Origin of the sequence: Erwinia sp. E602 (assembly GCF_018141005.1) — a bacterium.
In the GTDB taxonomy this organism is placed as follows: domain Bacteria; phylum Pseudomonadota; class Gammaproteobacteria; order Enterobacterales; family Enterobacteriaceae; genus Erwinia.
The window spans coordinates 4,408,182-4,420,928 of the sequence record NZ_CP046582.1 but is presented as its reverse complement, the minus strand read 5'-3'; the positions used below and the strand labels follow the sequence as shown (position 1 = coordinate 4,420,928).

The 12,747-nt window shown below is 57.2% G+C and carries 9 protein-coding genes; 6 read left to right on the top strand and 3 right to left on the bottom strand.

The features are described from left to right. Position 1: 1 nt before the first annotated feature. The 4 genes from GKQ23_RS21885 to gdhA all read left to right on the top strand — a co-directional run bounded on the left by GKQ23_RS21885 (position 2) and on the right by gdhA (position 5,761). Complete coding sequence (locus GKQ23_RS21885; RefSeq protein WP_101506128.1) at positions 2-730, top strand: gluconate 2-dehydrogenase subunit 3 family protein; 729 nt, start codon at positions 2-4, stop codon at positions 728-730. 23 nt (positions 731-753) lie between these two features. Then, positions 754-2,523: a GMC family oxidoreductase gene (locus GKQ23_RS21880; RefSeq protein ID WP_212409428.1), complete on the top strand. Its 1,770-nt coding sequence runs from the start codon at positions 754-756 to the stop codon at positions 2,521-2,523. 4 nt (positions 2,524-2,527) lie between these two features. Then, positions 2,528-3,841: a c-type cytochrome gene (locus tag GKQ23_RS21875; protein WP_212411926.1), complete on the top strand. Its 1,314-nt coding sequence runs from the start codon at positions 2,528-2,530 to the stop codon at positions 3,839-3,841. A 576-nt stretch (positions 3,842-4,417) separates the two neighbouring features. After that, positions 4,418-5,761 (top strand): NADP-specific glutamate dehydrogenase, encoded by a 1,344-nt coding sequence (gdhA, locus tag GKQ23_RS21870; protein WP_101506130.1) that lies wholly within the window; start codon positions 4,418-4,420, stop codon positions 5,759-5,761. A gap of 647 nt (positions 5,762-6,408) precedes the next feature. Here gdhA and GKQ23_RS21865 read toward each other — a convergent pair. After that, a complete protein-coding gene (locus GKQ23_RS21865) occupies positions 6,409-7,812 on the bottom strand; it encodes an amino acid permease (protein ID WP_249168451.1) in 1,404 nt (467 codons plus the stop codon). Positions 7,813-8,454: 642 nt separating this feature from the next. Here GKQ23_RS21865 and dld point away from each other — a divergent pair. Continuing rightward, positions 8,455-10,146: a D-lactate dehydrogenase gene (gene dld, locus GKQ23_RS21860; protein ID WP_056235130.1), complete on the top strand. Its 1,692-nt coding sequence runs from the start codon at positions 8,455-8,457 to the stop codon at positions 10,144-10,146. Between the two features lie 218 nt (positions 10,147-10,364). Continuing rightward, on the top strand, positions 10,365-10,808 hold the full coding sequence (locus GKQ23_RS21855; RefSeq protein WP_101506133.1) for a DUF3828 domain-containing protein: 444 nt from the start codon (positions 10,365-10,367) through the stop codon (positions 10,806-10,808). A 136-nt stretch (positions 10,809-10,944) separates the two neighbouring features. On the opposite strand, the gene GKQ23_RS21850 is transcribed toward GKQ23_RS21855, so the two are convergent. Both GKQ23_RS21850 and GKQ23_RS21845 read right to left on the bottom strand, forming a co-directional pair. Continuing rightward, positions 10,945-11,340 (bottom strand): transposase, encoded by a 396-nt coding sequence (locus GKQ23_RS21850; RefSeq protein ID WP_056235135.1) that lies wholly within the window; start codon positions 11,338-11,340, stop codon positions 10,945-10,947. A 467-nt stretch (positions 11,341-11,807) separates the two neighbouring features. Continuing rightward, positions 11,808-12,089: a YjcB family protein gene (locus GKQ23_RS21845; RefSeq protein WP_056235137.1), complete on the bottom strand. Its 282-nt coding sequence runs from the start codon at positions 12,087-12,089 to the stop codon at positions 11,808-11,810. Between the last annotated feature and the right edge of the window lie 658 nt (positions 12,090-12,747).

Sequence of the window (12,747 nt, the reverse complement as noted above, 5' to 3'; positions counted from 1 at the left end):
TATGAACCGCAGAGAGGCGATATTTTCGCTGAGTTCTATCGCGGCGGCATTCGCCGTCGCGCCGAAGCTGGCCGCGCAGGAGCTGCGCAACGTACCGCTGGCCACGCAGATGAATACTGACCATCTGCCGCAACCGGCCTGGCAGCAGGGTTATCAGGTGCTGACCGATGAAACGGCCCGTAAAAATCTGTCGGCGATCTTTGACCGGCTGATCCCCGCTGACCGCCACGGCCCGTCGGCCACCGAAGCGGGCTGCATTGAGTTCGTCGACAGCCAGCTGGCCGGTGACTACGGCTCCGGGGCCGCGCTCTATCTGGACGGTCCGCTGAAACCGGAAAATGAGCAGCGGCTGATGGGCAGTCCGCAGTTTCTTACCCCGCCGCGTGAACGCTACCTGACCGGGCTGTCGGCGCTGGAAAGCTGGGCGCAGAAAAATCATCAGGGCTCGCTGCATACGCTGAACGCTGAACAGATCGACGGCTTCCTCACCGCCATGGAAAAAGGCGCTGTCGATCTCGGCCGTGATATTAACAGCCAGGCGCTGTTTGAGTTAATGCTGCGCAACGCCCGTGAAGGCTATCTGGCCGATCCGATCTACGGTGGGAATAAAAATATGGCCGGCTGGAAAATGATTGGCTTTCCCGGTGCGCGTTACGACTATCGCCCGTATGTCGATCGCCACAACGAAGATTTAAAGCTGATTCCGGTCAGCCTCATCCCGAACGATTAATAAAAACAGCAGGAACAGAGCAAATGTCGCAAATAAGAGCAAAGGCTGACGTAGTGATTGTCGGCATGGGATGGGCTGGCTCGGTGATGGCCGAAGAGTTAACGCGTGCCGGGCTGAACGTGGTGGGGATTGAGCGCGGCGCATGGCGTGATACCTCCACCGACTTCCCACCGGCGGTGGATCCGGACGAGCTGCGCTGGCACACCCGCCGAAAAATCATGCAGCCGATGAGCGTGGAAACCACCACCTTCCGTAACAGCCCGGATCAGGAGGCAGCACCGGTGCGTAACTGGTCGGCCTTCCAGTTTGGCTGGAACGTGGGCGGAGCCGGCACTCACTGGGCGGGCATGTCGTGGCGCTTCTCGCCGTGGGATTTTGAGGTCGCCAGCCAGACCCGCGAGCGCTACGGCGCGGCGAAAATGGCCGGCCTGCAGCTGCAGGACTGGGGCGTGACCTATGATGAAATGGCCCCTTACTATGACCGTTTCGAACGCATAGCCGGTACCTCGGGCAAGGCCGGTAATCTTAACGGTGAAAAAATTCACGGCGGCAACGTATTTGAAGGCTCACGCACGCGCGAGTATCCGACGCCACCGCTGAAAGACACCCACTGGATGCGCAAGTACCGCACCACCACCGAACGGATGGGCTATCACCCGTTTACCGTCCCGGCGGGTAACATTTCGCAGGCGTACGTGAACCCGCTTGGCGTCACCATGGGGCCGTGCACCTACTGCGGCTTCTGCGACTTTCACGGCTGCGGCAACTTCTCCAAATCCTCACCGCAGGCCTGTATTCTGCCCGCGCTGATGCGCCGCCCGAACTTCACCCTGCTGGCCGACACCGAAGTGCTGCACGCGGTAAAGCATGAGGACGGCAAAACGCTCACCGGCGTGAAATTTATTACCAAAGAGGGTACCGAAGGCTTCCAGCCGGCCGATGTGGTCTGCTTCACCGCCTACCAGATGGATAACGTGCGTCTGATGCTGCTCTCCGGCGTCGGCGAGCAGTACGATCCGCACACCGGTCGTGGCACCATCGGCCGTAACTACAATTATCAGACCTGCTCATCGGTCACCGGCTTCTTCGATAACGAGCATATGAACCCGTTTATCGGCGGCGGCGCGCTGGCGGTGCAGATTGACGACTTCAACGGCGATAACTTCGACCACAGCCATCTCGACTTTATCGGTGGTGCCGGGATTATGGGCTTCTCCACCAACGGGCGGCCGATCCAGAATATGGACGGCCTGCGCCCGGGCACCAAACGCTGGGGCAGCGAGTGGAAGGCGGGCTACGCGCGTGACTACCAGACCGCAGGGACTATCTTCTGCCAGGGCACCTCAATGCCGGTGCGCGAGGCGTATCTCGACCTCGACCCGCTCTACAAAGATCGCCACGGCCAGCCGCTGCTGCGCATGACCTTCGACTGGAACAAGAACGATATCCGCATGGCAAAGTACATCACCGATCGCGCCATCAATATCATGAAAGAGATCGGCGGCCAGCATCTGGTGGTGGATAACCAGTCAGAGAAGAGCTGGAACCCCTACATGCAGCACAGCTCGCACACCATCGGCGGGGCGGTGATGGGCAGCGATCCGACCACCTCGGCGCTCAACCCGTACCTGCAGAGCTGGGACGCGCACAACCTGTTCGTGGTTGGCGCCTCGGCCTTCCCGAACAACGGCGGCTATAACCCGACCGTCACCGTCGGTGCACTGGCGATCCGCGCCGCGCGCGCCATCCATGAAACTTACGTTAAAAACCCTGCGCCGCTGGTGGGGGCATAATCCGATGAGCATAAAAAAGAAACTTGCATACAGCCTGGCGGCGCTGGCCGTGCTGGCTGGGATCGGTGCGGCCGGTCGTCTGTGGACGGTGCTGGACACCTCACGTAATGCGGTCGCCGACGATAAGGTGCAGCTGGCCGATTTCAAAAGCAGCGACCCGGCGGCGATTAAACGCGGCGAATACGTGATGCGCCTGGCCGACTGCGCCGCCTGCCATAACGCCGATTTTGCCGGTGGCTACAAGATCGATACGCCGTTTGGCGCGCTGGAGACCTCCAATATTACGCCGGATCGTGAAACCGGTATTGGCCGCATGACCGAGCGTGATTTCTACAACGCGGTGCGCCACGGTCGCGGTGAGAAAGGTTTCCTCTACCCGGCGATGCCTTACACCGCCTACACGCAGATTAGCGATGAGGATATGCATGATTTATGGGCATATTTCTCTGCCATCGCCCCGCGCAGCAAGCGGGTGGATGAAAACGCCGGTATGCACTTCCCGTATAACATCCGCCTGGCAATGGCGGGCTGGAACCTGTTGTTCTTTGATAACAACGGCTTCAGGCCGGATGCTGAGCAGGACGCCGCGTGGAACCGCGGTAAGTATCTGGTGGACGGATCGGCACACTGTAGCGTCTGCCACACGCCCCGCAATGCGCTGGGCGGGGAGATCGGCAGCGCGTATCTGCAGGGCGGCAGCCTCGGAGACTGGTATGCGCCGGATATCTCGCCGAACCCGCACGCGGGTATCGGCAACTGGAGTACGGATGAGGTAGCCGACTATCTGAAAACCGGTTCGAACGGCATCAGCGTGGCGGCGGGGCCAATGGCCGAAGCGGTGGAACACTCAACCCAGTACTTCACCGGTGACGATCTGCAGGCGATTGCTCACTATCTGCGCGGCGTGAAGCCGTCAGAGACGCCGGCCCCGCAGGGGATGGTACTGGATGACGGGCTGAAGAGCCGTGCCGCGCTGAGCTATGAGGTCAACTGTTCGGCCTGCCACGGCCTGCAGGGTGAAGGCATCACCGGCATGGTGCCGGCGTTTGCCGGCAACCTGGCGATGCAGCACAACCCGACCAATATGATCCACGCCATGCTGCGTGGTGCCCGCGCGCCGCACACCGAAGAGCGGCAGACGGCCGCCGGGATGCCCGCGTTCGACTGGAAGATGGACGACCGGCAGATTGCTGAAGTGCTGAACTACGTGCGTAACAGCTGGGGTAACCAGGGCGCGGAAGTTACGGCGCAACAGGTGGCAGAGATGCGCAAGCAGACCGGGGCACTGCAGAAGCTGCAGACGCCAGCGATGAAGTAACCTTCAGGCCCGCCGCGTTCTGCGGCGGGCCTCTGTTTCAGGCATGTGTCACCGTCCTGCGGTCCTTACCGTACTCACCGTTCCCAGCGTCGCTGATGTCTGCGTTTCTCCAGTGCTGGCTGCTTGTCGTCGCTGATGTCTGCGTTTCTCCAGTGCTGGCTGCTTGTCGTCGCAGTTTTTGCCGCTATGGCTGCAGACGCTAATGGCGTCGTTTTCGGGTATCACTATGTTTCATCGCAGAAAAAGCGTCATAATAAATTCTTATGTCATTGTCCAGGCCACTGTTTTGCAATAATTTTTTTATCTGGCGTCTTTAGGTTCTGACTGGATTGTTTCCGGTAGCAGAAAACGTGCCTGAGGCCGCGCCATCACTGACTTCGGTCGCTAATCCGTTATGGTTATGAGATAGAAAACCCCGTAATTAGCAGGTATTTCAGCAGCCTGCGGGTCATAAGTTTTTTATTGTACGGGCAAAAAGCGGTGATATAGTCGACGACGCACAATAATCACCCCGCTGACTATTAAAAAAACAGTCAACCCCGTCAGCGGACGCACATCTGGCATAAGGAATCAGTAATGAAAGGTTATAACTCTCTGGAGTCGTTTCTTACCTCTCTGCAACAGCGCGACCCACACCAGCCGGAATTCCTGCAGGCGGTTCGTGAGGTGTTCACCTCGCTGTGGCCGTTCATTGAGCAGAACCCACGCTACCAGGATCAGGGGCTGCTGGAACGTCTGGTGGAACCAGAGCGTCTGATTCAGTTCCGCGTCGCCTGGACCGATGACAAAGGTCAGGTACATGTTAACCGCGCCTGGCGCGTCCAGTTCAGCTCGGCGATTGGTCCGTTCAAAGGCGGCATGCGTTTCCACCCGTCGGTCAACCTGTCGATTCTGAAGTTCCTCGGTTTTGAACAGACCTTTAAAAATGCCCTGACCACCCTGCCAATGGGCGGCGGTAAAGGCGGTTCTGACTTTAACCCGAAAGGCAAAAGCAACGCGGAAGTGATGCGCTTCTGTCAGGCGCTGATGACCGAGCTGTATCGTCACCTGGGGCCGGACACTGACGTCCCGGCGGGCGATATTGGCGTGGGCGGCCGCGAAGTCGGCTTTATGTCCGGCATGATGAAAAAGCTTTCCAATAACACCGCCTGCGTGTTCACCGGCAAAGGGCTGACCTTTGGCGGCAGTCTGATCCGCCCGGAAGCCACCGGTTATGGTCTGGTCTATTTCACCGAAGCGATGCTCAAGCGTCACGGCCTCGGTTTTGAAGGCAGCCGCGTGTCGGTTTCCGGTTCCGGTAACGTGGCGCAGTACGCGATCGAAAAAGCGCTGGAGCTGGGCGCGCGCGTGGTCACCGTGTCTGACTCCCGCGGTACCGTGGTGGATGAAGAGGGCTTTACCACCGAGAAGCTGGCGCATCTGGCCGATATCAAAAACGTGCGTTACGGCACGGTGGAAGACTATGCCCGCGAGCGCGGTCTGACTTACCTCGAAGGCCAGCAGCCGTGGGGCGTGGCGGTGGATATCGCGCTGCCGTGCGCCACCCAGAACGAACTGGATCTGCCCGCAGCTAAACTGCTGATCGCCAACGGCGTGAAGGCGGTAGCGGAAGGTGCCAATATGCCAACCACGATTCAGGCGACCGATGCCTTCCTTGATGCCGGCGTGCTGTTCGCACCGGGCAAAGCGGCTAACGCCGGTGGCGTGGCGACTTCGGGTCTGGAGATGGCGCAGAATGCCGCGCGTCTGAGCTGGAAGGCCGAGAAGGTGGATATCCGCCTGCAACACATCATGCTGGATATCCATCACTCATGCGTTGAGTACGGTGGTGAAGGCAAGCAGACCCACTACGTACACGGTGCCAACATTGCTGGTTTCGTGAAGGTGGCGGACGCGATGCTGGCACAGGGCGTGCTGTAATCTTTTTAGCTTAAAAGCGGCGTTTGTTTTAACAGTGTGCCCAGCTCAGGGAGCCTGTACACTCTGCAAAGAAGCAACAAGCGTCGTCTGTTGTGGCAGTGTGCCCAGCTCAGGGAGCCTGTACACTCCGCAAAGACGCAAAAAACGTCATCCCTGACAGCTCAGCGCGGGCCATCCGTGGCCCGCGATGCTTTGCTCCGTGTACAGGCTCCCTTCGCTTTACGTTCTGAGTCGCCTGAAGGTAAAAAACCGTTAACATCGTGCCCGACTTAAATCGCTGCGTTTGCGTTGTCTGCAGATGGCATCATCTGCGGGTTCGGTGATCGACGGACTGTGGCAGCAACATCAGAACGTTCGGGCAATCGGGTATATCCGGGTTAGCGGACCGTCGACGGCCATGGATGGCCGGCGCCGAGCCTCCATGGACGGACTCGTGGCGTGTCCGCGTTCCGGATATACCCGATACGCCGGGCACGCGAACCAGCAGCGACCCGCACGTAAAGCGATTACAGCCGCGAGGACGGGCGGCGAAACCTGCAGCGACTTCTGTCATCCCCCGCCGGTGATGCTTTACTCCGTGTACAGCCCCCCATCGCTTTACGTTCTGAGTTGCCTGAAGGTAAAAAACCGTTAACACCGTGCCCGATTCAGCGGCTGGTTTCCAGCTTTAGCACGTCCCGTTCGCGGCGCTGTTTTAGCCGCCACACCCCTTCAAGCAGCACAAACCAGAACGGCATCGCCACCAGGCCCAGCAGCGTGTCCGGGTCAAACACCATCACTACCAGTGAAAACAGGAAGAACAGCAGCGTCAGCCAGCTCATGGTAATGCCCGCCGGCATTTTGAACGCCGAGCGCTGGTGCGCCTGCGGGTTACGCCTGCGGTAGACCAGGTAGGCAATCAGGATCATTGCCCAGGTATAGATCACCAGAATAGCGGCCAGGGTCGAGACGACGGTGAACAGCGTCATCACGTTGGGCACCAGGAACAGCAGCAGCGTACCGATAAACATGCAGAAGCAGGTGAACAGCAGGCTGCGTACCGGAATCGAGGTGGATCGCGACAGAATGCGGAACTGCCGGTGGGCGTGTTTCTCGACGGACAGGCCGTACAGCATGCGGGTGCTGCAGTAGACGCCGCTGTTGGCCGATGACATCGCCGAGGTCAGGGCGACAAAGTTAATAATCGCCGCCGCCGCCGGCAGGCCCGCTTTGGCAAACAGCGTGACGAACGGGCTGGTGTCCGGCGAGATATGCTGCCATGAGGTCACGGCGATGATCACCACCATCGACAGAACGTAGAAAATGATAATGCGCAGCGGAATTGACTTGATCGCCTTCGGCAGCACGGTCTCCGGCGAGCGGGTTTCGGCGCTCATGGTGCCCAGCAGCTCGACGCCGGTATAGGCGAAGATGGCGATCTGGAAGCCGGCAAAGAAGCCGATCACCCCGTGGGGCATAAACACCGCCGGGTCGCTAAGGTTATGCAGCGAGGCCTGCACGCCGTCCGGCGACATCCAGCCGGTGGCAATCATCCAGGCCCCGGTGACGATCAGCGCCACGATGGCAATAATCTTAATGATCGCGAACCAGAATTCGGTTTCGCCGAACATTTTCACCGCCAGCAGGTTAAGCAGGCAAAGGATGCCGAGGGTCAGCAGCGCCGGGATCCACGGCGACAGCTCCGGCAGCCAGTACTGCACGTAGCCGCCGCATACCACCACGTCGGCAATGCAGGTCACCACCCAACTGAGCCAGTAGGACCAGCCGAGATAGAAGCTGGCCTTCGGGCCGAGGTAGTCGGCAACAAAGTCGGCAAATGAGCGATACGACAGCTTGCTCAGCAGCACTTCGCCCATCGCCCGCATCACCATATACATAAAGAAACCCACCACCACGTAGGTGATCAGGATCGAGGTGCCGGAGACGGCGATGGTTTTTCCTGCGCCCATAAACAGGCCGGTGCCGATTGCACCGCCAAGGGAGATCAGCTGAATATGGCGCGAACTGAGGCCACGATGCAGTTCCTGCTGCGCATCCGTCGGGTCAGACATAAGCATCCTCTCACTATTTTCGCGGTCAGCGGGCAACATCAGGCCGTCCCGCAACGATGGGGGTTCAACATGGTCAACGCGACAGGAAGACGCAGAGCGTCGTCATTGGCCAGAGAAGCAGCCGGATGGACTGCTTAAGGAAATCGTCGGGAACTTGCCACGACTCAGTGTCACGATCTGCCCGTTAACCCGTGAGCGTTAATCCGCAGGGTGGGTCAGGTGGCCTAACTCTGGCCGTGCGGAGTAACAATGTCAACACAGTGTAAAGCGCTTTTATTCACTTTTTGATCACATTCAAGATTCTGAAAAACAAGTGAATAATTATCCTTATGCATTTTAACTGCATATTTTTTGCATAAAAATGCTTTCCCTATACCTGAGAAAATTCTAACTATTTATTCACCGATAGCGAAAAAGTCAGGTGGAAAAATTTTCCCCGCCGATGGCGGCGGCGACAGCGATATTCACGCCGGACCAGAGGGGTATGGCGGAAGATAGTGATGGCTGTGAGCGCCTGAGGCCGGATAAATCACTTTATTACCCGGCACAATTCGCGCAGCAAAACGCAACGCTGGCTCTCAACCTCACCCCCCGGTACACTCTTTGCGCATAACTTCAGTTCCAGGGAGCGGCAGCGCGACGATGCAACACTCTACAGTCCTTCAACAGCTGAGCGACGTGGTTGGTTCAGGCCAGCTGATCACCGATAGCTACAAGAAAGCGTATTACTGCAAAGGCTTCCGCGTTGGCCACGGCGACGCGCTGGCCGTGGCGGTGCCGCAAACCCTGCTGCAGCTGTGGCAGGTGCTGCAGGTCTGCCAGCAGAACGACACCATTATTCTGATGCAGGCGTCCAACACCGGCGTCACCGGTGGCTCCACGCCGCACGGCGATGACTATGACCGGCCGGTGATCGTCGTCAGCACCCGGCAGATTAAGGGGGTGCAGGTGATCGATAATGCACGGCAGGCGATCGCCTTCCCCGGCAGCACCCTGACCGAACTGGAAGCGGCGCTGAAGCCTCACCATAAAGAGCCGCACTCGGTGATTGGTTCCTCCTGTATCGGCGCGTCGGTGGTCGGCGGCATCTGCAATAACTCCGGCGGTTCGCTGCTGCAGCGTGGCCCGGCGTTTACCGAAAAATCACTGTTTGCTCGCATTAACGACGCGGGTGAGCTGCAGCTGATTAATCACCTGGGGATCGATCTTGGCGAGACGCCGGAGGCGATGCTCGCCAATCTGCAGGCCGGCAGCTATACCACCGGCAGCGCGCCGGACTGGGCGGGGAAGATCTGGGCCGATGACTATGCGTCTGTGATCAAAGATGTTGATGCGGTAACCCCGACGCGCTTTAACGGTAATCCTCAGTACCTGCACGACAGCGCGGGCTGCGCCGGTAAGGTGATCGTCTTCGCCGTTCGCCTCGCCACCTTTGACGCCAGCGAGCAGGAGGATACATTCTACCTCGGCACCAACGATGAGCAGGTGCTGCTGGCGCTGCGCCGTTACCTGATTGAGAACATGGAGCAGCTGCCGGTTCAGGCCGAATATATCCACCGCAACGCCTTCCGCCTGACCCTGCGTTACGCGCGGCATATGCTGCTGTCTATCCGGCGGCTGGGCCCGGCGGCGCTGCCTGGGCTGATGGCGAAGAAGGCCCGCTGGGATGCGTGGGTGAAAAAGCTCAACCTGTTGCCGCAGAACACCATTGATAAGCTGATCCAGCTGGGCAACCGCATTACCCCCTCCGGCATTGCGCCGCGGCTGCTCTCCTGGCACCGTCGCTATGAGCATCACCTGATGATTAAGGTGGCGCACAGTGAGGTGGCGCAAATGCACCGGCTGCTGACCGTCTTTTTCAGCGGGCACAACGGCGAGTGGTTCCACTGCGATGAGACGGAACAGCGTGACGCGTTCCTGGTGCGCTTTGGCGTCGGCGCCTGCACGGTGTTTTACTGCGATGCCTACGGCATTAACACCGACCAGCGGCTGATCGCCTTTGACGTGGCGCTGCGCCGTAACGACACGCAGTGGCGTATCGAGCTGCCCGCCGAGCTACAGGCACAGGTGCTTGAGGAGTCCTGCTGCGGCCACTTCTTCTGCCTGGTCAACCATCAGGACTATATTCTGCAACCCGGTGTGGACGGCGCGCAGTTTAAACAGGCGGTGCTGGCGTATCTTGACCAGCGCGGGGCGAAGTATCCGGCCGAACATAATATTGGCCATCTTTATCAGGCCTCGGAAGAGCATCAGCACCACTTCCATCAGCTTGATCCCACCAACAGCTGTAACCCCGGCATCGGTAAAACCAGTAAGAACAAGCACTGGGCCTGACGCTGCCGCGTCAGCCGTTCCGCGCCGCAGGTAACCCTGGGTTGCCTGCGGCCGCGGCCTGCATAAACCTGCAATAAAAAATAGTGGCAAAAGCGGGGCAACGGGGGCGTTGCAGGCTGGATTCGCTGCGTAATTTCAATACAATCACTGGCAGCCAGGAGGCTGACGGCAGAGTGAGGGAGCGAAAGGGGTGGCAAAGGTTATTCGGGATGGTTTGCATGAAAAAGTGGTGGCTGATGCTGCTGGCATCAACAATGGCCTTCCAGACGCTGGCGGCAGAGCATAACGCCGACCCGCAGGGGACCAGCCTGGCTTTTTACAACTGGTATCTGACGGCGTTAAGCCATGAAGAGAGCCCGATTGATGAGCACGACCCGCTGTTAAAAGAGTACGTTACCGAACGGTTGCTGAAAAAAATCACGCTGCTGATCAAAAGCCCGCAGGGGATGGATGACGACTACTTCTTACAGGATCAGGATTACAGCGACGGCTGGGTCAATAACGTCAGCGTAAGTGATTTTACCCTCAACGGTAATCAGGCCAGCGGCGAGGTGGTGCTGGGTCGCGATCCGGCCGATCGGCAACAGCTGCTGGTGACGCTGACCCACGACCGCGACGGCTGGAAAATTGATGACGTGCAGCTGGAATCTCCCACCCGTTAACGCAACGGGTGCGCAGAAGAATGATTAGCACCGCGCGTGCTTTCAGCGGCGCTGGTGATTATCTGGCCGGTTAACATTAAGCATTGATAACGTGTCTTTTTACGTCCGGCTGGAGGGTGCCAGCCGTCGGGCAACGTCAATGATTTTCACAGTGACAGGAATAGTGGTAAACGCTGCGGCTGATATCCAGCAGGCGACAGCTGTGGCGGGTGCCAATCTGGTAAGTTTCCTGCAGGAAATTAACCGCCTGGCGTTTATCGCCGGTGCTGAAAAAGTTCTTCACCACGCCCTGGAGCATCTCTTTGTCGCCCGCCAGCTGCTGCAGTTCACGGCTCAGGCTCTGCAGCGCTTCCTCTAATTCTCTGATTTTCCTTCCCTGTTCCGAATCCAGCCCGGCATACTTTTTCTTCCAGCTGTAGAAGGTCGCTTCAGAGATGCCCAGCGAGTCACAAATGTCTTTCGTCCGGGACCCGTTTTCCGATGCTTTAATAGCGCTGGTGATTTGTTCTTCGGTATAACGTGACTTTCTCATTAATGCGATTACCTTGCTTAATTATGCCGGAGTGATAATAATTTATTTATATATCTTAACTGTATCGGGATATTAACCTGGTATAAATGTAAGTGCGATTCTAATAATCGACATTGCATGTGAAACAGACCGGATTCACAAAATAATGAGATTTTTTCCTGCTGTTTAAAACACGCGGCCTTGCCGAATTAAACGGCGTTTAAACACGAAAAAAGGCTGGCTGATACCATCCGCCATCTTCGGGGCAACCGCGCACTCCTCCCTGCGTTGGGTGAGTCAGGGTAACGGCCGGAAAATGCCTGAGCGTATTCATCGCGGATCGGCTAATCCACTCTACGCGCTATTATCTGTGGTTTATAACAGGGGAGATTCAGGACGAAATCAGATCGTCAGCGGGGAAGACGCGCCGGGGCCGCCGAATGCTGGCAGGTTGTGCAGCACCCGATGCGGCCCGTCAGGCATCAGGCTCAGGGCAGCGGCCACTCGGGTGGCGTGCGGCTCATCACGTCAACAAACACCTCTTTGGTGATGTGCCAGAAGTTGTGCAGGTTTTCCATGCTCAGCGTGATGCCCAGCAGGCCGGTGACGAACCAGCACGACATGCCGATACCGATACCGGTGAAAACAAACGCCATCGCGTTGCGGCTGGCCTGGCGACACTTCACGTTGAAGGTGCTGGCCAGAAACATCATCACTGCGCTTAACAGCTCCCACCTCATCAGCAGCACGCTGGCGGTAATCGTACCCATTCTTAACACTCCGCAATAACAGACCTGACAGGAAAAAGTGCCACCAGCTGGCGGAGGAGAGCAGCCAGGAGGGCTCTTTCCGATCGAATACGAGGGTAAAGTGTGATGGCGGTCACATTGTACCATCTGGATTATTTTTTTGAACAATTTTTAGCTTGCAAATGACCATTTTTTCACCGACTCGTGCTTGAGGACGATCGGCAACAGGGGCGCGAAATAATAACATCATGGTACGAATATGATATTGAATGTTTACAGGCGAAAGTCATTAATGAAATTAAATTTCCGCTGACCGCAGGTGATTTTTTGCCATCACGAAGAATGGACGCTGTCATGACAGTTTTATATTTTCTGTTAAAGGTATGGCAGGCTAATTTATTGCTGCGAAACTTCAGCGAGAGAGTGTTTCACTTTGTACAAGTTTTTCCGGCAGGGCTAAGTTCCATTCTCAAGCTATCGCCTCTCAGGATAAAACCATATATTTTAATTTAAACATCTGATTATTATTGTTTTTATTTTATTTATTTGCTCTCTAATCGTCAAGTTTTGTATGATTTAAGATGAATCCTAGCATGGTAAAAGTTGTACGGTTAACCAACCCCGTGTAGGATTTTTTTCAGAGTTGAAATATCGGTATCGTTTTTTCATTATTGCCAGA